The 20,180-nt window shown below is 57.4% G+C and carries 19 protein-coding genes; 10 read left to right on the forward strand and 9 right to left on the reverse strand.

The features are described 5' to 3' along the window. Positions 1 to 41: 41 nt before the first annotated feature. From A4E19_12635 to A4E19_12645, 3 genes are all read right to left on the reverse strand, one after another. Entirely contained in the window at positions 42 to 1,298 is a 1,257-nt protein-coding gene (locus A4E19_12635) for a hypothetical protein (protein ID OQW37522.1), read from the reverse strand. 85 nt (positions 1,299 to 1,383) lie between these two features. Continuing rightward, a complete protein-coding gene (locus A4E19_12640) occupies positions 1,384 to 2,475 on the reverse strand; it encodes a hypothetical protein (protein OQW37523.1) in 1,092 nt (363 codons plus the stop codon). 4 nt (positions 2,476 to 2,479) lie between these two features. After that, positions 2,480 to 3,577 (reverse strand): hypothetical protein, encoded by a 1,098-nt coding sequence (locus A4E19_12645; GenBank protein OQW37524.1) that lies wholly within the window; start codon positions 3,575 to 3,577, stop codon positions 2,480 to 2,482. Between the two features lie 291 nt (positions 3,578 to 3,868). Between A4E19_12645 and A4E19_12650 the strand changes: the two genes are divergently transcribed. Both A4E19_12650 and A4E19_12655 read left to right on the forward strand, forming a co-directional pair. After that, positions 3,869 to 4,087, forward strand: coding sequence for a cold-shock protein (locus A4E19_12650; protein OQW37525.1), 219 nt, complete (start codon positions 3,869 to 3,871; stop codon positions 4,085 to 4,087). A gap of 154 nt (positions 4,088 to 4,241) precedes the next feature. Next, positions 4,242 to 6,308: a hypothetical protein gene (locus A4E19_12655; GenBank protein ID OQW37526.1), complete on the forward strand. Its 2,067-nt coding sequence runs from the start codon at positions 4,242 to 4,244 to the stop codon at positions 6,306 to 6,308. A 37-nt stretch (positions 6,309 to 6,345) separates the two neighbouring features. Here A4E19_12655 and A4E19_12660 read toward each other — a convergent pair whose 3' ends face one another. Beyond that, positions 6,346 to 7,314 (reverse strand): D-glycerate dehydrogenase, encoded by a 969-nt coding sequence (locus tag A4E19_12660; GenBank protein ID OQW37527.1) that lies wholly within the window; start codon positions 7,312 to 7,314, stop codon positions 6,346 to 6,348. A gap of 74 nt (positions 7,315 to 7,388) precedes the next feature. On the opposite strand from A4E19_12660, the gene A4E19_12665 reads away from it, so the two are divergent. The 4 genes from A4E19_12665 to A4E19_12680 all read left to right on the forward strand — a co-directional run bounded on the left by A4E19_12665 (position 7,389) and on the right by A4E19_12680 (position 12,727). Further along, positions 7,389 to 10,226, forward strand: coding sequence for a hypothetical protein (locus A4E19_12665; GenBank protein ID OQW37528.1), 2,838 nt, complete (start codon positions 7,389 to 7,391; stop codon positions 10,224 to 10,226). A gap of 74 nt (positions 10,227 to 10,300) precedes the next feature. Beyond that, positions 10,301 to 10,579 (forward strand): hypothetical protein, encoded by a 279-nt coding sequence (locus tag A4E19_12670; protein OQW37529.1) that lies wholly within the window; start codon positions 10,301 to 10,303, stop codon positions 10,577 to 10,579. Positions 10,580 to 10,687: 108 nt separating this feature from the next. Continuing rightward, positions 10,688 to 11,746, forward strand: coding sequence for a hypothetical protein (locus A4E19_12675; GenBank protein OQW37530.1), 1,059 nt, complete (start codon positions 10,688 to 10,690; stop codon positions 11,744 to 11,746). Positions 11,747 to 11,917: 171 nt separating this feature from the next. Then, entirely contained in the window at positions 11,918 to 12,727 is an 810-nt protein-coding gene (locus A4E19_12680) for a hypothetical protein (protein ID OQW37531.1), read from the forward strand. Positions 12,728 to 12,800: 73 nt separating this feature from the next. On the opposite strand, the gene A4E19_12685 is transcribed toward A4E19_12680, so the two are convergent. After that, positions 12,801 to 13,976, reverse strand: a complete 1,176-nt coding sequence (locus A4E19_12685) for a hypothetical protein (protein OQW37532.1) — start codon at positions 13,974 to 13,976, stop codon at positions 12,801 to 12,803. Positions 13,977 to 14,147: 171 nt separating this feature from the next. Here A4E19_12685 and A4E19_12690 point away from each other — a divergent pair, with 171 nt between their 5' ends. Beyond that, the gene (locus tag A4E19_12690) at positions 14,148 to 15,461 is read left to right on the forward strand and encodes a C4-dicarboxylate ABC transporter (GenBank protein OQW37533.1); all 1,314 of its coding nucleotides are present in this window, start codon (positions 14,148 to 14,150) and stop codon (positions 15,459 to 15,461) included. A 198-nt stretch (positions 15,462 to 15,659) separates the two neighbouring features. On the opposite strand, the gene A4E19_12695 is transcribed toward A4E19_12690, so the two are convergent. From A4E19_12695 to A4E19_12705, 3 genes are all read right to left on the reverse strand, one after another. Continuing rightward, positions 15,660 to 15,965 (reverse strand): hypothetical protein, encoded by a 306-nt coding sequence (locus A4E19_12695; GenBank protein ID OQW37534.1) that lies wholly within the window; start codon positions 15,963 to 15,965, stop codon positions 15,660 to 15,662. Positions 15,966 to 16,013: 48 nt separating this feature from the next. Next, complete coding sequence (locus A4E19_12700) at positions 16,014 to 16,412, reverse strand: transposase (GenBank protein ID OQW37660.1); 399 nt, start codon at positions 16,410 to 16,412, stop codon at positions 16,014 to 16,016. Positions 16,413 to 17,154: 742 nt separating this feature from the next. Further along, entirely contained in the window at positions 17,155 to 17,370 is a 216-nt protein-coding gene (locus A4E19_12705) for a hypothetical protein (protein ID OQW37535.1), read from the reverse strand. A gap of 113 nt (positions 17,371 to 17,483) precedes the next feature. On the opposite strand from A4E19_12705, the gene A4E19_12710 reads away from it, so the two are divergent. Both A4E19_12710 and A4E19_12715 read left to right on the forward strand, forming a co-directional pair. Then, positions 17,484 to 18,389, forward strand: coding sequence for a hypothetical protein (locus A4E19_12710; GenBank protein ID OQW37536.1), 906 nt, complete (start codon positions 17,484 to 17,486; stop codon positions 18,387 to 18,389). A gap of 156 nt (positions 18,390 to 18,545) precedes the next feature. Next, entirely contained in the window at positions 18,546 to 18,938 is a 393-nt protein-coding gene (locus tag A4E19_12715; GenBank protein OQW37537.1) for a hypothetical protein, read from the forward strand. Here the strand turns inward: A4E19_12715 and A4E19_12720 are convergent. Continuing rightward, positions 18,935 to 19,183: a hypothetical protein gene (locus A4E19_12720; GenBank protein ID OQW37538.1), complete on the reverse strand. Its 249-nt coding sequence runs from the start codon at positions 19,181 to 19,183 to the stop codon at positions 18,935 to 18,937. The two genes, A4E19_12715 and A4E19_12720, sit on opposite strands and share 4 nt — an antisense overlap. Positions 19,184 to 19,403: 220 nt before the next feature. On the opposite strand from A4E19_12720, the gene A4E19_12725 reads away from it, so the two are divergent. Beyond that, entirely contained in the window at positions 19,404 to 20,135 is a 732-nt protein-coding gene (locus A4E19_12725; protein OQW37539.1) for a hypothetical protein, read from the forward strand. Positions 20,136 to 20,180 lie beyond the last annotated feature (45 nt).

The following is a 20,180-nucleotide window of genomic DNA, read 5'->3' on the forward strand; positions in this document are numbered from 1 at the left end:
TGAATTCGGCAAGGGGCCCCTCGATATCGTTCAACTGATTCTTACGCCACAAACTTTTTAAAGACCACCGTGGCATTGTTGCTGCCGAATCCGAATGCGTTCAAGAGGGCGTACCGGACCTTTCGCTCTTGGACGGCACGCCGAATGCCATCCATGCGGCACGCCGGATCCGGCTCCTCGTAGTTGGCCGTAGGATGGATTTGTCCGGTGTGGATCGACAAGGTGGTGGCGACGGCACCGATCGCGCCGGCGGCTCCCAAGGTATGGCCGATGAGCGACTTCGTGGCGTTGACGGCGATCTTGTCCGCGCGATTCTTGAACAGACTCCTGATCGCTTTGGTCTCGACGGCATCGCCGATCGTCGTGGACGTTGCATGGGCGTTGATGTAGTCGACCTGATCCGGCCCGATGCCGGCGGAATCCAGGCCGATCTTCATGGTCGTCGAAATTTCCTGCCCGTCTTCCTGGGGAATGACCATGTGATAGGCCTCGCTGGTGGCGGCATATCCGGCAAGTTCCGCATAGACTCGAGCTTTCCGCTTCTTGGCATGCGCCAAGGATTCCACGATCAATGCGGCAGCGCCTTCTCCCATGACGAACCCATCGCGGCGCCGATCAAAGGGACGTGAGGCACGTTCCGGAGACTCGTTGAACTCGCTGGAAAGCGCACGCAAGGAACAGAACCCGGCAAAGACCAACGGCGTGATGCTCGCGTCCGCTCCGACGGCGATAACGACGTCGGCTTGTCCGCTGCGAATACTTTGCAAAGCTTGTCCGAGGGCATGGGCACTGGAGGAACAGGCGGTCGAGATCGTGAGGTTCGGGCCTTTGGCGCCGTGCGCCATCGCCACGATGCCGGACGCTGAGTTCAGTGTGATCGTCGGAATGAAGTTGGGATGGACGCGATGCGGACGTTGCGTCTTGAAGAGCTGCGTGATCTCACGCTCGCCCATCACCATTCCTCCCATTCCGGCTCCGACGATGACTCCGACACGATGCGGCGCCTCCTTGGCCATGTTCAGATCGGCATCGGCGAGTGCTTCCTTCGTGGAGACCAAGGCGAATTGCGCATAACGGTCCACGCGACTCGCCTGTGTGGCCGACAAATACTGCTCCGGAGAAAAGTTGTGGACCTGCCCCGCCACGCGCGAACGATAGCCGGACATGGGAAACCATCCAAGGGACGGGATCGCGGTCACCCCCGAACGACCTGTGAGAGCCGCCTTCCAGAACTCACTGACGCCGATCCCGATGGGAGACACTACCCCGAGACCAGTAATGACTACACGCGAGGCCATGCTTGTCCCTCCTTCTGGGCGCTCACGGCGCCTTTCTTACCGGAAGACCGATAGACAGTCAACTAGGAAACCTCTCTTCAATTCTTCAATGCCGAACTTTCAATAATAGATAGAGGCCAAAGCTGAGAAACAACGCATTAGCCATCCATCCGGCCATCATGGGAGCCAACGCTCCCCCTCGTCCCAGTGCGATCGCGACAGAGTGTGTGGTCCAGTAGCAGAATCCGACGACGAACGCCTGTCCGATACCCGCAGCCATGTTACCTCCACGGACCCCGCTTCGGCGCAAACTCAACGCGATCCCGACCAGCACCATCACAATGGCCACCAAGGGGAACGCGATCCGACCGTAATAGTCAGTCAGGAGACGAGCGAACGAGAACCCCTCGTGCCGAAACCGTCCGAGATAATTCTGGATTTCGCGAAACGTCATGGTTTCCGAGTTCCCCACCAGGGAAGAGGAAAAATCCTCGGGAATCAAGGGAATATTCATCGTCTGTTCCGTGAAGGACACGACCTCCACGGTGTCGTCCGATTGGAACCGGCGATGATGGCCGTTCGATAGGGTCCAGCCGTGGGGCGTATAGCGGGCTTCAGCCGCTTCGGTAACCCGGTCGAGTGTAAACGGCGGGCGAAAATAAAAAATCCGCACATCGCGAAGAGTCTTGCCTGCACTGTCGATCTCGCTGACTTCCATCAGACTGTCGGCGCCGATACGGGCCCAGGGTTGAGCGGCTTTCACGGTGACGGGAGCCGGTCGTTGTTCGATCTGGATCACGCGTACTTCGTCGGCCTTCTCCGACGCGAGCGGAATGACGGTCGAGCTGAAAAAGAAGAGAATCATGGATACGCCGGAGGCGAACAGGAGAAACGGCGAGGTCATCCACAACAAGCTGATTCCACAGCTCCGCATGGCGGTGATTTCGTTGCTGCGCGCAAACAGGCCAAGCGTGAGCAAGGTCGCGACCAAGATCGCGAACGGAGCGACCTGGAACGAAATCGAGGGAATTTTCAGCGCGAAATACGTGAGAATGGGGACGATCCCCGATTCGTAACGCAAGAACCGACGAACTTTCTCAAAAAAGTCGATCACCAGGTAGATGGTCACCAAACCGGAAAAGCACATGCCAAAAATTTTGGCGTATTCACGCAGGATATATCGGAAGAGAATCGTCATACCGCTATTGTCTGCTCATCCTGAAGAAAAGGACGACGGTGATGATGACAAAAATGATGTTCGGCAGCCATGCGCCCATAAAGGGATGGAGGACCAAAGCCGTGACGAGGAAATCGCACCCGACATTCAGGATATAGAACGCGATGATGATGCCGATGCCGACGGCAAATCCGCCGATCCGTCCAGACCGCTTCGAGACGATGCCGACCGGCACACCGAGCAGACAGAATATCAGCGAAGCGGTGGGAAAGGCCAAATCTTTATAATATTCCATCAGACGTCGAAGAGAGCCGGCATCCTTGCCGCCGGATTCGGCCAGCCGAGCCATGATCTGCTCATACGACGGGCGTTCTTCGGTGACCGAATAGCTGCTGAGATTCAGGTCGATCTTGAGATCGTAACTGGCGAACGAAATCTGCCGATACTGATCGACCTCACGCTCACGCGGTCGGCTATGAATGACGCCGTTGACCAACTGAAGCGCCACCTGCGCATGGGCGGTGTCCATAAAGACGCGATATTGCTCCGCCACGATCACGCGAGGCTCATCCGGCAACCGTTCATCGGAGATGAAAATGCCTTCGGCCGGACGGTCCGGCTCACCCTCCGGAACATAGATCATCATGTGCGGAATCGGCTCATTGAAGGTGCCTCGCTCCAAAGCCAAAACCAGCTGATCTTTAAGTAGGTTGAGCGCCACCTTCTTGAGATTCAAGGAGCTCCATGGCTGTCCCCATTGAGACAAGACCAAGGTCAGTGTAAAGACACCTACTGAGAAGAGAAGCACCGGCTGCGAAAGACGATACAGGCTGAGTCCGGTTGCACGCATGGCGACCAGTTCCTTGTCATAGGACAACCGGCCGAATGCCGTGACCGACGCGATCAAGCCCGCGATGGGGAGCGTGAGAACGAGGCCGGAAGGAAGCAGCATCGCGATCACTTTGACGATCGCCCAGAAACCGACGCCTTTGGACACCAGCAATTCGACCAAACGCAAGAGTTCCCTGGTCAACATGACAAAACACAGCGCGCCGAGGCTGAGCCCAAACGGAGAGAGGAGTTCCGTGAAAATGTAGCGGTCGAGCAGTGTTCGTAAGATCACAGAATGGCTGGAACGAAGAAATTGTGAGTACTATAGGGAAGTCCTTCTCACCTGTAAACACGAGGGAACATCCACGCCCCAAAGATTCGCTTGACAGAGTATGAAGCCTATGTTACATGCAGCGCGACTTTCCACTCAACTGATGGGTTCCGTGAGCGATGCATCACTCCTTCAGGTGCCCGTCCCTTCCGCCAGCCGGGTTCGTGCCCAATCCATTTTTCATATTGATATCAGGGCGATTGAGTGGGCCTCTACGTAACCAATCGTAGTTGTTGAAAAAAGGAGGATTCTGTGAAGACAAAAGGAACGGTCAAGTGGTTCAACGATCGAAAAGGCTTTGGATTCATCCGGTTGGATAGCGGAGAAGATGTCTTCGTCCACTACTCTGCATTACAGGGAGAAGGTTTCAAGACCCTCAAGGAAGGGGAAAACGTCGAGTTTGACATCGTGCAGGGGGCCAAGGGTCCTCAAGCGGCCAATGTGCTCAAGTCGGCGATCGCCGCACCGTAAGCCTCTTCTCTTCCATGTGGTTCCGTCGAAGAGCCGCTCCCGACAAGGGGACGGCTCCTCGATAGGAATGCTTTCCTGTCTGATTCTTCCATTTTCTAGACAAAAACCCTGGTGACTGTTAGCGTTCGGTTGTTCTGGTCGTGGAGGTTTCATTGTGCCCCCGGATAGAAGCCGAGTTCTTCAACAAGCCCAACTTTTCGCTTCCCGCGGACAGTACGAAGCGGCCATAGCCGAATGGAAGAAGTTGGCCGCCGAAACCCCCGCCGACGGCACTATTCACAATACGATCGGTGATTTGCAGTTAAAGCGGAACGTTCCGGGGGAAGCCGCTTCGGCATTCTTCCAGGCAGCCTCGGCTTTTCGGGCCGAAGGCGCCACACTCAAGGCCATTGCCGCCTTTAAGAAAGTCCTTAAATGCGATCCTTCTCGATACGAAGTCTATCGCCATCTTGGGGATCTGAACGTGGAACGCGGACTCATCAGCAGTGCGGTCCAGGATTATCTCACCCTCGGGAAATACTACCTCAAAGAGCGTCGAGGCAAAGACGCACTCGACATTTACAAGAAGATCGTCCTCCACGACCCATCGAACCTCGGTGCGCAACAACGCGTGGCCGAACTTTGCATCCAGGAAAACCAGCAAGACGAAGCGACCAAGGTCTACCTCCAGTTGGGCCGCGAACGATCGGCCCAGGGACGCTACGATGAAGCAAAAGATGCATATCTCGCCGTCCTGAGGATCGATCCCGCGAACAACGAAGCGGCCCAATTCGTCGAAAGCATAAAGAAAACCGGAACCGCATCGATCAAAGCGATGAAACCGGGGTCCACCGCTCCGGTGCAGAAATCGTCCGAACCGGTCGACCTGTTGGCCGAAGCCGTTCGTCGCATCGACGAGAGACAGTACGCCGGCGCGGAAGCAATTCTGAACCAAATGTTGACGCGAGAACCGGGGAATCCCCAGGTCTGTCAACTCCTGGCCCGGTTACATTTGCAACGGGGGGATGTACAAGTCGCATTGGGCGAATATCGCTTCTTGGCGGGAGCGGCGTTGCGGGCGCACGATTTGGTTCTGGCGGAATCGCTGATTCAGGAATTCCTATCCGCAGACCGGAACTCGGTCCCCATGCTGGAGCTGAACGGAGAACTGCACGAAGAAAAAGGCGATAGCGCAGGAGCCGCATTGCAATATGCGAGGGCTATCGAGCTCCTGTTGGAGCACCCGGAGCCCGGCATGGAAAGTTTGCATGAAGAGCTCTTCGAAAAGGTACGTTCGCTGTCCAACGATGACGCGCTCGTGAATCGGTTGATGGCAAAGATGAAGAGAAGCGTTCCGACGGAACTGAACGGATCCGATCAGAACGTGGCCGAACCAGAAACCTCATTATCCCACATCGAGTCCCCCTTGATGCAGGGTGGATCACTGGAGGCTGATTCGGACGAGAGTCAAGCTGTCAATCCAAACGGTCACCTGAAGGATGATCGCGAGTTTTCGCTCGTCGGTGCGGCACCGGACGACGGCAACCCTTTCGCAAAAGAAAGTGGCCCACAACCCGCCGGAGCTGAATTGAATGAGGCTTCAAGCAGCCATCGCGCACAGGACCGAACCGTCACGGTCCCACAGGTACCCATAGCAACGCCCTCAGCGGATCTCGAAGTCACGACGGTGTTACCGGCCTCCGCACAGCCGCTTCAAGATGAGCCGCCGGCCGGACCACCAGTCTCTACACAAACAGTACAGAGGGCCGGAGATCCTATATCAGACGGGTCGGGTGCGCTCGGCAAACCCGCCGCTGCTTCACCCGAAGAGAAACAAAATGCAGTGGCATCACCAGACTATGAGACGCATTATGCCCTCGGCGTGGCATACAAAAACATGGGATTATATGGGGAAGCCAGGGAAGAATTTCAGGTGTCGATGAGCAGCGACTCGTTCTATTTGGATTCGGCACTGATGACCGCGGTCTGTCTCAAAGAAGAACGGCAGCTCGCTCTGGCCATCCAGGGATTGGAAACCGTCTTGGCTGATCCGCGTTGCCAAGGGGCTAAGGGTCAAGCCATTCGTTATGAGTTGGGCCTACTCTATGAGGCGGAAAAACAGTGGGAAAAGGCCGCTCATGCCTTTCAGTCTATTCCGTCGTTCCATGATGTCCCCCAGCGACTGGCAGCCCTGAAGGGGAAACATGGGGGAGGGGATCTCGGTTTTCGCTACGCTTTGTAACGTTCGGTTGATTTCTCGATTCCTCACTATAGCGTGGTTAGGCCACCCGATTCGGGGCCTGGCGTCCTTCCAGCGCGGCAGCGATATTTTCCAAACAGATGAGTCCCATACGAACGCGAGTTTCGAGCGTCGCCGATCCCACATGAGGAAGAAGAACCACGTTCGACAGAGATCTCAAGCCAACAGAGACGAGCGGTTCTTTCTCGTAAACATCCAGTCCGGCCCCCGCAATGGTTCGTGCCTCAAGCGCCGATTCCAACGCCGCTTCATCGATCACCGGACCTCGCGACGTGTTGATGAGGTATGAGGTCGGCTTCATCAGCCCCAGCTCCCGTTGACCGATGAGATGATGGGTGGTATCGGTCAGCGGAACATGGAGCGAAATAAAATCCGATCGCGCGAGGACGGCATCGAGGGGTTGCCATTCCCACGCCAACCCCGATGGAACCGGGACATGACGACGACCCGCGTAGACCACCGGCATCCGAAACCCAGACGCTCGTTGGGCGACGGCCTGCCCGATGCGCCCCATGCCGATGATGCCCAGCGTGTTCCCGGAGACCTCCGCACCCAACAACTGGGTCGGTGCCCAGCCCGGCCAGTTGCCGGTTCGGACCCAGGCATCTCCCGCCGTAACACGCCGGGCCAAGGCCAATAACAGCGCCCAGGTCAAATCGGCAGTGGCATCGGTCAACACATCTGGTGTATTGGTGATGATGATGCCGCGCTGGGTCGCAGCCGGCAGATCGATGTTGTTGTAGCCGACGGCGTAGTTGGCGATGATTTTCAGTTTTGTAGCCTGGGCCAGCACCGAGACGTCGATGCGATCCGTCAGCGTGCTGATGACCGCGTCGGCCTGAGCGAAGCCGTGACGGAGTTCCTGAGCCGTCGGCGGCCGATCCGCCGGTTCAGCCACCATGTGATAGTGCCGAGGGATGGCATCCATCACCGGCTGCGGGAGTCGTCGAGTGATAAATAAGGCAGGGCGATCCACGGTGATCTCCATTGTAGGAAAATCGAAGGCCACGGACAATGGTTCGGTGATCGAGATCGTGACCGGCTGAGGATGCGCGACGACTTATGACCGTGTCATCTCCATTGATCCAACCCACGAAAACCCTCGCGATTGCGAAGGATCTCCGCGCCCTCTTGGGTTCCGGGAAAGTCTTGGACGATGTGCCCACGATTACGGCCTATGCCGTGGACGCCAGCATCTACCGTATCCCGCCGCAGGCCGTCGTGCTCGTGGAATCGGAAGATGATATCGCCGCCACCATCGGCTATGCCGTGTCGCGAGGCATTCCGCTTACACCCCGCGCAGCGGGCACCAATCTCACCGGTTCCGCCATCGGGCCGGGGATCATTCTGGACGTCTCACGGATGAATCGGATCCTTGAAGTGAATCGAGAAGAGCGATGGGCCAGAGTCCAACCCGGCATCGTGCTGGCGGAACTGAACAAACGGCTCAGTTCACAGGAGTTGCTGTTCGGACCCGATCCTTCGAGTGGAGACATGTGCAAACTCGGCGGCATGATCGCCAACAATTCCTCCGGGCCGCATACGCTTCGCTATGGGTCCGTGAAGGACAATGTTCGAAGCCTCAGGCTATGCCTCACCTCATCGTCTTGGATCGACGCGCGTTCCTATGCCCTCGACGATCCGGCCCTGGAACGCCTGCTCACGACGGTGCCGGCTCTACGCGACATCATGGTACTGACGCAGGCCCACGCGGACCTCATCGCCGCCAAACGGCCGACCGTCAGTAAGAACAGTTGTGGGTACAACCTCTTCGGCGTCGCTGATGGGCTCGCACGGGGACATTTCGACCTTCCGAAATTGTTCGTCGGCAGCGAAGGAACTTTGGGCGTCGTGAGTGAAGGCACGCTCGCGCTGGTCGACAAGCCCAAGGCGACCTTGACCGCGCTCGTTCACTTCCAACACTTGGAAGAGGTCGGCGAGGCGGTACCGCGGCTGCTCGCATTGCACCCAAGCGCCTTGGAGGTGATGGACGCCAATACGCTCAACTTGATCGGCCGAGGAAAGCACGGCATTCCGGCTGAGGCCGCGGCTACCCTGTTGATCGAGCTGGATGCGGATTCGCTCGAGGCCGATCTCCGAGCACGAGCCGAGGCCATGACCGCCATCTGTCGGCCCTACAAACTGGCCTCGGAACTCACGCTCGCGTTCGACCCCGAACGGCGGGAGCAACTGTGGAAAGCGAGGAAGGCGCTCTATCCGACGCTCTATCGGTTTGACCCGAAGAAGAAGCCCATCAATTTCGTCGACGACGTCGTCGTGCCGGCCGAACGGATCAGCGAGTTGATCCGGTATCTGGAAGACTTTTTCGAAGGGCAACGCGTCCCGGTCGCGATCTTCGGCCATATCGGAAACGGAAACGCGCACATCGTTCCGTTGTTGGACCTGAACGATCGCGGCGATTTCGAAAAAATGGTGAGCGCCTATCGGGACATCCATGCAGCGGTCCTGAATCGGTTCGGCGGGTCGATCTGTGGGGAGCATGGCGACGGCCGTATCCGTGCCGAATTCGTCAAGACCATGTTCGGTGACGATCTGTACGAGCTCTTCGTTCAGGTCAAGCGATCGTTCGACCCCGGGAATGTCCTCAATCCCGGCATCAAGCTGAGCGAAGCCTCCTTTACCGAACATATCGACTACACGAGACTCTCCAAATCCTGCGCCACCTGCGCGAAGTGCAATGCGGTGTGCCCCGTCTACGATGTCTTTCAATCGGAAGACATGAGCTCTCGCGGGTGGTTCGAGATCGTCACCGCCAAGGATTACAGTTATCTCAACTCCAAACGCGTGGTGGAGGCCTGTCTGAACTGCAAATCTTGCCGAACGATCTGCCCGGCCGGTGTGGACGTGTCGGACTTGATTCTGCAGAAGCGGGCAGAACATCCCAACCCGTTGGCCGGGTGGATCTTCAAGCTCCAGGCGAAAGGAGCCCCCTTTGATTCTCTGTTGCGGTTTCTCGCCGGCACGCAATCCGTCTGGGATCGCCCTTTCATCAGACGACTGCTCGAACGGCTGACGGCACCGATTATGAAAGCTTTGGCCCCGACGGCCCGCTTACCCCACGATCTGATTTTACCAAGATTGGCTCCACGACACTTGCGCGAGCGATATGCTCGGTTGATTCCCAATGGAACAGATTCATCGCCGACTCGGACCGTGGCCTATTTCCACGGCTGCGCCGCGAACTATTTCGATGATGGAGTGGGAGATGCCGTGATTGAAGTGCTGAACAAGCACGGAGTCGAACCGGCATTGCCGCCGCAGCGTTGTTCCGGGACTCCGGTGCAGACGTACGGACACGTCGAGCTGGCGCGCGACGGGGCCCGATTCAACCTTCGATCCTTCGCTCCCTATGAAACCATTGTGACCGGCTGTGCCTCTTGCACGCTCATGCTGAAAGACTATCCCTCGCTCTTTCCGGAAAGCGCCGAGCGGCAGCAAGCCGAAGCGCTGGCCAAGAAAGTGGTGCATATTTCCGAGTTCGTCGCCCGCTCGCCGCAGCGGCCTCCCATGGCCGCATCCGATGGGACGATGAAACGTGTCACCTATCATTCTTCCTGCCATCTCCGGGCTGCCGGCGTGACGAAAGAGCCGCGACAGGTGTTGTCCGCTTTGCCGGGGGTCAATTTCGTCGAAATGCAGGATGCCGATCGCTGTGCCGGCGGGGCCGGCACCTATGTCGTCAAGGACTATGATACGTCGCAGAAGATCTTCGCCCGGAAAGCCCGTGCCATTACACATACCGGCGCGAACGTGGTCGCCACCAGTTGTCCTGCCTGCATGATTCAGCTCAAGAACGGAGTGGGGGATTCGGTCCAAGTAAAACACGTCGCGCAGCTGCTTCAAGATGCCTATCGGGCCGCTGAACGCGAGAAGCGCTGAATCCGTCTTGCCGTTCATGTAGAGTGCGACACTGGTTCAGAGGAAAAGCGGGATATTATTTGATCGAGGAATCCATGGTATCGGTGCAGATATTCGGTCAGACCTTGCGCGCGGTCATCGAAGAAAGCGAACTCGAGGTTCCCGTGACAGGTCCGACCACCGTGAAGCAACTGATCGAAGCACACCCGGAACGGCTGGGCCCACTGCTTCAGTACGTCAAAAGCCGCGAAGCACTGATTACGATCAATAAGAAGATCGGGTCCGAAGATTCACCGGTTCGCGACGGCGACGTCGTGAAGCTCGCATTCCAATCCCGCGCCTCCTACGACGGCACCCGCGACATTCCCACCTGACCGAACGGGATGCTTATCGACGATTCGACAGAACGCAGCGCGGCACTAGGAACCAGACCGCCAAAGTCGGTATCATAAAATCAGTCCGACAGTCGACGCGCCCTGACCATGAATACCGTCCCATCACGCCGCCTGTTCAGCCAGATCCTCTTTACCAGCGACGATCTTCGACCGGGACGGACGTTGCTGGTCCGCATCGGGCTCGTGCTGGCCCTCTTCACCTTCGTGTTCCTCGTGTTGTGGCTCGAGCGCGACGAGCTGAAGGACCATCACGATCAACACATGACCGCGATCGACGTGCTCTATTTCGCGATGGTCACAATTACGACGGTCGGATACGGAGATATCGTGCCGGTCTCACAGCAAGCGCGGCTGGTGGATGCCTTGTTTATCACGCCGATCCGGTTGTTTATCTGGTTTCTCTTTCTCGGCACCGCCTATCAACTCGTCGTGAGCCGGTATAGGGAGGGCTATCGTATGGCGAAGGTCCAGGCGACACTACGCGACCACATCATTGTGTGCGGGTTTGGTTATACCGGCTGGTCGACGGCCAAGGAGTTGCTGGCGAAGGGGATGGATCCCGATCGCCTCGTCGTCATCGAACCCCGGGAGGAGCGAATCAAGGCCGCGATCGAGCTCGGTCTCGTCGCCTTCCATGGTGATGCCACTCAGGAAACGATGCTGCGCCATGCCGTCGTGCAGCGCGCGAAGGCCGTGATCATCACGGCCGGTCGAGACGACACCAACGCGTTGATTCTCTTGACCGCCCGCCACTTACATCCGACCGTGGAAATTCTCGTGAGCGCGGTGGAAGAAGAAAATGTGAAGTTGTTCCGGCAGGGCGGCGCAACCGGAATCATTTCCCCCTCGACCTTCGGCGGGTATCTGCTCGCCGCCGCGGTGGGACATCCGCATTTCATGGACTATGTTCAGGATCTGCTGACGGCCGGCGGCCGGGTCAATCTCATCGAGCGTCCCGTCGAGCCGCATGAAATCGGACGCACCGCCACGGCCCTGAAGCCGGACATCCTCCTGCGCCTGTACCGTCGTGGGACGGTACTCAACTATTGGGATCTGCAAGAAGGGCACAAGATCGAGGCAGGGGATGTCCTGCTGATTCTAAAATCGCTGCCTGGTGCTACGGCTTCCGGCACGCAGGTCGCTTAAACGTCGAGTTCCATGAAGGAGCCGTTCAGCCCAACGGGCGCAATGGCATCCCTCCCTAGCCCCTTGCATCAATCCGTAAAGCTTGGGAACATGTAAGCGCACGGTATGGACCATCGGATGACAGGGAGGAGCAATGTATTACGCCGGCGCCCATGGCAGTGGTGCCTTGCTTTGCTCCTGATCTTCATTTCCGGCTGCTCGCTCACCACCACCTATCGCTACGCTGATCGAATCATCCTGTGGCAACTCGACCGCTATTTCGACCTCAACCGTGATCAGCGTCATGATGTGACGCAACGCCTCAGCCCCTTACTCGACAGACATCGACACGAGGCCTTACCCCAGTATGAAACGTTTCTTCGAGAGATCCGTCAGCGAGTCGAGCGGGGACTGACCGGTTCGGATATCGATTGGGCCTATGCCACCTACGATCGCTTGCGCACCGACCTCTTTGAACGTCTCGTGGCCGATACCACGGCCTTTCTTGCCTCAGTCGATGACCGGCAGGTGCGCACCTTCGAGTCGGTTGTGCAGAAGGACCAGGCCAAAGCCGCGCGCCTCGTTGAGACTCCTGCGCCGGAGCGCCTCAAGGAGCGGGCCCAGACCACCCTGGATTTTGTGAAAGACTGGCTGGGACCACTGACCAAAGAACAGCGGGAACAAATCCGCCAGTGGAGCCTCATGCTTCCCGATGTGGAACCGATGTGGGTCGCCTACCAACAGCAACGCCGGCGGGAACTCGTGATCCTTCTCCATCAGCCCCGAACTCCCGAGCAGATCGCCCGAGAACTCCGCTCCATGTTCGTGTACCACGATCAGACTGCTCCCCAGTCCTACCAAAACGCAGTCCGTCAGATGCGCGACAATGCCAAGTCCATGGCATTAGCCATTGATCAACATGTGACCCTCGATCAGCGCCGTCACGCCGTTACCAAACTCCAACGGCTCATTGATCAGATCCACGACCTCCAGACCGGATGATTTTCGTGCGGGATACCCTCGAGATCGTCAAGTCAATGGTCCCGCATAGAGAGGTCCTCGCTCGCAGAGCGACTCACTGTGCGGTTGCGCGTAACCCGACTTTCGAGAAATGGTTGGGAAGCAGCATGATGCAGTTCGGGTTGAAGCCGGCGGCCTTCAAGGTATCGATGCTCCCCAGCACCTTGTCTCGGTGCAAATCGATCACCGTGATGGAACCGTCGCTCATGCCTTCCAGGTTGAGCAGGCTGTTCTGGACGAACAGGTACCGCTCATCGGGCGACAATACCGTGTGGTGGGCGCCCTCCGCGGCGGGAAGGGCCTTGAGGAATTTCGGTTGCCGCGGATCGCTGTTGTCGTAGAGGTTCACGAACCCCGGCTTGGCGGTGGTGACGTAGAGGCGGTCGCCTTTCGCGTTGTACAACATTTCCAGCGGCACGGCTTGTTGCCGTGGACCAAAGTCGTCGATTTGTTTGAACGAAAACGATTTCGTGGTCGGATCCCACAGGCCCGCCCACAAGGTCCCTTCCAGCATGTTGGTGATGTGCACCACCGGCGGATCGGCGTTCGGAGCGAACATCACTTCGACCGGCGCCGCCTTGGACGGCGAGGGTTTCGTGGACACCTTGTGCGACGACAACACCCTGCCGGTGCTGGCTTCGATGACCGTCACGGATTCCCCGGCCTCGTTCATGTCGCCCGGTTTCACCGTGCTCGTGACCACGACGCGATCGACGCCGTTATGAATGGCGATCCCGTGCGGATAGCGAATGTGCGCCGACGGGTCCGATGCACTGATGGTCTTGGTCGGACGGTCGTTGACCGCATCTCCCATGATCAGGTTGCTGGACCCCATGCAGGTGAGAAACCACGTCTTGTTGTCTTCCGACACCACCAGATCTTCGCCCACCTTGCAGTCCGAAACCGCAATGGCGCGCGGACGATATGGGAAGCGCGTGAGGTCGATCACGTGCAACTCGCTCTTGCCCAACGACGTGACATAGGCCTTGGTCCGGTCTCGGTTGAAAAAAATATGGTGTGCGACGAGATCGGCGGACAAGGGAACGTCCATCAAGATCTTCCCGAAATCGACCGATGCCGGGTCGATCTCCATGATCGCAATGCCCTCCCGTCTGACCGGTTGACCGGGCTTGCTTTCATAGTTGAGCAAGGCCAGCAATTCTGCCGACGCCAGTGATGTCATTGAAAGCAACAGCGCCACGATTGAAACAACCAATCCAATCCGGCTCATAAGAAACTCCTTTGGCATACACCATCCGGTGATGATACGTAACGAAGCTACGCTCCCTGAAAGCGAGAAGCAACTAGACGAAATCCGTAGGGACGGTGAGGCGGGATGGTCATACCCGGTAAAGACGTAGTTTCTTTGAGTGAAACCGGGTAAGCTGCCGCGGCTCACGATATGACCATAGAAAAGACGTCATCCCGCAATCCGTTTCCACTCTATGCGCAAGTTCTCGTCGCGGTGATCTGCGGCGCGGCGCTTGGCGCGACATTCGGCAAAGAACCCTATCTGAACGGTCTGGGCAACGAACAACTGGGAACACTCGGACTCTGGGTGGTCTGGCTGCTGAAGACACTCGCCGTTCCGCTCATTTTCTTCGCGATCATGGATTCGCTTATCCGCGCCAGTTTGCCGTTACGCCAGGGAGCGAAGCTCATCGCGATTTGCCTGGTCAACGTGTCCGTCGCCATGCTGATCGGTCTCGCCATCATGAATCTCTGGCAACCGGGGAAATCGTGGCAAGGTCACGTCGAAGATTTGCTGCCTGTGGTGCCGGGAACGAGCCTCACGACAACATTTGCACCGTCGGAGCATCCGTTCGAAGACCTGATGGCCTACGTTCCCCGGACGGTCGCCGATCCGTTCGGAAGCAATAATATCATCGGCGTCGTGCTGATGGCACTCGCATTGGGGATCACGTTGCGGTGGGTACGGGCGAAAACAAGCCGCACTCACATCGTGATCGATGCCGCCGCCCGGGTCATTGAGTCGGTCTATGGCTGGCTGCTGACCATTCTCTGGTGGATCATCCTGGTCATCCCGTTCGCCGTCTTCGGCGTCGTCGCAAACATCGTGGGCAAATCCGGCGTCGGGATCTTCTCCGCGCTCTGGATCTTCCTCGCAGCCATGCTCCTTGGCCTGGCGGTGCATGCGTTGTGTTACTATCCCCTCGTCGCCTGGTGGGTGGGGAAGAAACCACCGACGATCTACCTCGGACAGGGCGCCGATGCCATCATGACGGGCATGTCCTGTAACAGCAGCCTGGCGACCGTTCCCGTGACGCTCCGTTGTCTCGAACGGATGCAGATCTCGCCGCAATCGGCACGCCTCGCCGCCTGTGTCGGGACGAATCTGAATAACGACGGCATCACGCTCTATGAAGCGATGGCCGCGTTGTTCCTCGCCCATGCCCTCGGCTACGACCTCCCGCTGTCGAAACAGATCGTGATCGTCGCGGCCTCCATCATCGCCGGGGCCGGCGTCGCCGGCATTCCCGAAGCGGGCATGATCGTGTTGCCGCTCGTCCTTGCGGCCGCCGGGTTGCCGGATCCGGTCATCCTCGCGGCGATTCCCCTCATCATGACCGTGGACTGGATCATCGCCCGCGCCCGCTCCGGCGTGAACGTCATGAGCGACATGCTCGTCGCCATCCTGCTGGACGCCGGCAAGACGGCACCAGTGGCAAAGGCTCATGCAGAGGCAGAGAGATAGAGGGGCACTCCGGGAGCACTCCCTATACCAACCCACCACTTAGGAATGATGCATTCCTGAGCGAAACAACGTATGCCTCTCCGCCAAGAATCCACGTCTTGGATGAAGCCTGGGCATGCCGACCAAAGCCCGCGAACACATCGATGCGACGCTGGAGAAAGCGTGCTGGAAAGTACAGGACTACAAGAGCGCACATCTTCATGCCATCGCGAAGGCCAGCGGCGGCCATTCGCTCAAAGATCTGAGCAGGAGGCGGTCAATCCGGATCGGCAGGAAGAGCGGGCAAGGAAACAGTTCGGGACAGACAAGCCAACCGAGCAGCAGATTCAGCAGGCAGCGGCGGTTCTCATGCAAGAAGCTGCTAAGCCGTTCCAAGATCCGAAGTGGCGTGAACTGCTCATCGAGATTAAAAAGAAGAACGAACTGGTCATTGACCACGTGAGCTAGGACCAGGTCATCGAAGCGGGGCTTCAGCACCGAGGCCCTGGCTTGCGTCCACACCATCGTGTAGTCCTTTGAAGAGTTCATCACGAAACAAGACTAGAACCTATCTCAAAATTGTTTGAGGAGCATGGTGATGCAGGCGAGCTGCACAAATCCGAGGAAATTGGTGGCGTAGTACTCCCAGCGGATCAGTAAGCGCCGTTTCCACTGGAGCCAGGCAAAGAAGCGTTCGACGAGCCAGCGACGTTCATAGCGGCGTAAGTGCCGTCCATCCTGAGTCTTGAGCTTCCGGGTGGAGCGATGGGGGGCGATCAGGTTGACGCCGTCTTGTTTGAGCTCGTCATCGAGGCCGTCGCTGTCATACGCCCGATCCCCAATGAGATGCTCTGGCTTGGCCTCCAGCATGTAGAAGTCGAAACTGAGTTGCACCAACGTGACTTCATGATGATTCGCCGCGTGCGTTCTGACCGAGAGGGGGAGTCCGTGTCGATCCACAATCGCAAGAATCTTCACGCCTTTCCCACGTTTCGTGAGGCCGACGTTGTCTCCGCCGCCCTTCGCGGCTGCAAAGGTGGCATCGATGAAACTCTCGCGTTCGTCGATCGCGCCTTCATCACGCAGCATATTGGCCAGCTGGGTGAGCACCTCGCGCAGGACCTCCCGTTGACACCACTGCTGGAACCGGCGATGGACCGTCTTGTAGTTGGGATAGCACTGCGGCAGGAAATGCCACTGGGCTCCCGTGTTCAGAATCCAGAGTACAGCTTCCAAGACCGCCCGTGTGGGAATGGGTTTCCGTCCAGGCCGATTATCGGGAATGTGCTCTTCAGGAAAATGCTCCCGAATCCGCTCCCATTGATCGTCTCGCAGCCGCAGCATGCCCGGACTTATACGGGTGGGAATTCATGCCGTCAACTATTTTGAGATAGGTTCTATGGTGGGCTCCGATCTTGAATCGTACATGCGCAGACTTCAAACCGTGGCAAGCGGCGTCGATCAAGAGTCGTCGTCGTGAGCATTGCTGGAATAGACGGAGCAGGACTCTGGCAGGTGGGAATCAAGTAGACGAATGCAAGGCGACGTGATCTTGGTTCAGGCAGGATGAGGAACGTAGGAACCTGTCGCTCCGATGCAAATGGAGATGCGCAAGCGGGTTATCCCCGCAAGCGCCTGAGTCCCGAGGCGGGGCAGCAGGGATCGGAGTTCTCGTGATGGCGGACGAGAAGTTCTATGAGGTGTATTTGACCTTTTATAAATTAGGCTCTTCCATGGAAGGCTGCAATTCTATTCCTTCACTCCACACAATGAGGGAAGGCAAGAACGTCTGGAGATAGTGAATATATTGATTCAGCAATCGGTCGCCCCCGATTGAAATGATTTTCATCAGCGTCTGCAGAAACAGAGGGTCAATGCATCTGATAACATATGGGAAACGGAGGTTTGTGTGCTTGCCACTATTCTTCATGTTCTTGGCTCAGGATGCCTTGTGCAGTTCGTCTAACGAAGCGCATGCCTTCGCGATCGATCTATTAAGCCGCTGGAACGGAAACCATCCTTTGCAATTGGAGCCGGTGATATATGCCTGATGAGCCTGTCCTCACTGCTACGGCACGTCGTGCCCGCCGCCAGCTTCGCCGTGAAAAACAACGGGAAGCGAATGTGGGTCGCGCGGCCAACATGCATAAAGCTAGAATAACCGGCAAGCTGGATGCGCGACAGGATTCTGCCGGCAGAGCTTCAAAGGTCAATATCGGATGCTCGGGCTGGTTTTATTGGCACTGGCGAGGCAGGTTTTATCCTGCTGATATGCCAACCAAAGAGTGGTTTGCCTATTACGCAAGGCATTTTAAGACGGTTGAACTCAATGCCCCGTTTTATGCATGGCCCACGGTGGCCACGATCCAATCATGGCGGCGGCAGGCAGGGCGACGAAACTTTGTCTATACGGTGAAGGTTTGTGAATTGATTACGCATGTGAAGCGATTTCAGGGAACAAAACAGCTTATTGCTGATTTCGGTTTGATCGCGGATATGCTGGGACCGATGATGGGTTGTTTTCTGTTCCAATTGCCTCCCAGTTTTCATTATACGCCGGCCCGCTTGAGTGCCATCTTAGGTCAGCTGGACCATCGCCGCCGCAATGTGGTTGAATTTCGTCATCCCAGTTGGTGGAACGAAACCGTCTTTTCCGCATTTCGGGATACCGGCACGATTTTTTGTTCATGCAGCGGGCCAAGGCTCCCTGATGATGTGATCAAAACATCGGAGGATATCTATGTTCGATTTCATGGAACGCAGCGTTGGTATCGCCATAATTATTCAAAAGCAGAATTAACCCTGTGGGCAACGCGTCTATGCGATAGCGGAGCAAAACGGGTCTGGGCTTATTTCAATAACGATCGGAATGGCTATGCAATAAGAAATGCGAAGGCCTTATCGAGGCTTCTACAGAACGAGGCGAAAGGTCGATACGGCGCGGATTGACTATTCGATGTTCAAATCCCTGGCAAGATTCCGAAGTGGGTTGATAATGTTGCTCTCAGCTAGCAGCCCTATTCAAGACTTCCCAGGGGAATGCCTAGCTGATCCGCCAAGACAAAGAACGCTATACCCAAGACCAACAGGGAAGGAGGTGCCGTCATGGCGGAAGTCAATTCCATGTATCACGCGCAAACAAGAAGTGATGCGCTAAAGACACAGATCGAGAAGCTCGAAGGCCTGGCCCAGCACACAGCGGTGAGCCCCACCCTCGATCAATTCGACGCTGAGACAGAAGACCTGTTGATCAACATCTACGGCGCCGATCATCAGTACGTGGCGGCGTACAAATATGCCACCGTCGGCGAGGCCGAGGCGTTGGTCAATTTACCGGAATCCGCGCAAGAGCCCTTGACGCGAGACATCCCGAAGAAGGGACTTCAGCAACGCCGGCAGGCGCTCCAGAGTATGCTGACCGAGCTGCAGGAACTCGAAGCGCAAGAAGCCGAAGTGCTTACGGGAGAAGATCGCGAGGATCCACCAGGCCCCAGCTAGGACGGCGCTCCAGCCTTCCAAATATCCAGCTTCTCTTTGAGCCCGAGCTTGAAGAGCGAGAGGCTCTCGAAGGTCCTCGGAAGTTTCTTGACGGCCTCACCGATTACTTCGAGATTCCGGACCACCGCATCGAAGGTTTTCTCGTCTTCGAGAAACGCGGCTTTGGACAGGTTCGCCGTATAAGATGCGATCTTGCGAGTAGCCCTCGGGAATATCTGTGACCGAGAAGGGCCCGTTTTTCGCAACAACCTTTTCCCGCCCGTTCAAGGATCAGTTCGCAGGGGACAGGCCCGTATTTCCGATGGCAGAGACCGGGATTGATCCGTCACGTGGTCTTTGGTACGTTCGGGGCCGGGCCCAACGGCCTGTGTACTTTCCTTTTCCTTCCTGAGTCGCTGATCCATTTCATACGCGACGCCGGCACGGGCCACGAGAACCAGAGCCCGGGAGGATCCTGGCCCGCAGATGACCGCCCACGCCCAACCGTCCGAACGGGAACTCGTCTCGAACCCCCGCCATTACCGCTACTACGACCTTGTCATGGCTGGCTTCGTGACGGTCCTGCTCTGTTCGTATCTGATCGGGCCGGGCAAGACCTGCATCCTCTTCGGCGTGACCTTCGGCGCCGGAAACCTCTTCTTCCCGATCTCCTACATCTTCGGCGACGTGCTGACCGAGGTTTATGGCTACGCGCGCACGCGCAGAGTCATCTGGGCGGGCTTCATCGCGATGACCTTCGCGACCATCATGGGGCTCTTCGTGATCCACATACCGGGTGATCCGGAGGAGCCCTTCAATGTCGTGATCCAGCCTGCCTTGGAGGTCGTGTTCGGAAGCACGGGGCGAATCGTCGTCGCGTCGATGGTCGCCTACTGGTGCGGCGACTTCATGAACAGCTATGTCATGGCGAAGATGAAGGTTTGGACCGAGGGGCGGCATCTTTGGACCCGCACGATCGGCTCGACCGCGGTAGGCCAGCTTGTCGATAGCGGCCTCTTCTATCCGATTGCCTTCCTCGGGACCTGGCAGCCCGGGACGATGATCAAAGTTATTGCCTTTAACTGGGCGTTCAAGGTCTCGGTCGAGATCATCTTCACGCCGGCGACCTACGCGATCGTCGGCTGGCTGAAGCGCCAGGAGAACGAGGACTGGTACGACCGGCAGACGGACTTCACGCCCTTCTCGCTGAAGGACTGAGCCGTCGACGCGTCAGACAATTGCGCTGCGCGATCCCACCGACGT

It is taken from the genome of Nitrospira sp. SG-bin1, assembly GCA_002083365.1.
Classification (GTDB): domain Bacteria; phylum Nitrospirota; class Nitrospiria; order Nitrospirales; family Nitrospiraceae; genus Nitrospira_D.

Excerpts from the sequence above, each read along its gene's own strand:
- A4E19_12635 (OQW37522.1), bottom strand. The coding sequence starts at position 1,298 with ATGGCCTCGCGTGTAGTCATTACTGGTCTCGGGGTAGTGTCTCCCATC.
- A4E19_12705 (OQW37535.1), bottom strand. The coding sequence starts at position 17,370 with ATGAAGAATAGTGGCAAGCACACAAACCTCCGTTTCCCATATGTTATC.
- A4E19_12675 (OQW37530.1), top strand. The coding sequence starts at position 10,688 with ATGAATACCGTCCCATCACGCCGCCTGTTCAGCCAGATCCTCTTTACC.
- A4E19_12665 (OQW37528.1), top strand. The coding sequence starts at position 7,389 with ATGACCGTGTCATCTCCATTGATCCAACCCACGAAAACCCTCGCGATT.
- A4E19_12710 (OQW37536.1), top strand. The coding sequence starts at position 17,484 with ATGCCTGATGAGCCTGTCCTCACTGCTACGGCACGTCGTGCCCGCCGC.
- A4E19_12660 (OQW37527.1), bottom strand. The coding sequence starts at position 7,314 with ATGGAGATCACCGTGGATCGCCCTGCCTTATTTATCACTCGACGACTC.
- A4E19_12690 (OQW37533.1), top strand. The coding sequence starts at position 14,148 with ATGACCATAGAAAAGACGTCATCCCGCAATCCGTTTCCACTCTATGCG.
- A4E19_12715 (OQW37537.1), top strand. The coding sequence starts at position 18,546 with ATGGCGGAAGTCAATTCCATGTATCACGCGCAAACAAGAAGTGATGCG.
- A4E19_12640 (OQW37523.1), bottom strand. The coding sequence starts at position 2,475 with ATGACGATTCTCTTCCGATATATCCTGCGTGAATACGCCAAAATTTTT.
- A4E19_12725 (OQW37539.1), top strand. The coding sequence starts at position 19,404 with ATGACCGCCCACGCCCAACCGTCCGAACGGGAACTCGTCTCGAACCCC.
- A4E19_12695 (OQW37534.1), bottom strand. The coding sequence starts at position 15,965 with ATGGTGTGGACGCAAGCCAGGGCCTCGGTGCTGAAGCCCCGCTTCGAT.
- A4E19_12670 (OQW37529.1), top strand. The coding sequence starts at position 10,301 with ATGGTATCGGTGCAGATATTCGGTCAGACCTTGCGCGCGGTCATCGAA.
- A4E19_12685 (OQW37532.1), bottom strand. The coding sequence starts at position 13,976 with ATGAGCCGGATTGGATTGGTTGTTTCAATCGTGGCGCTGTTGCTTTCA.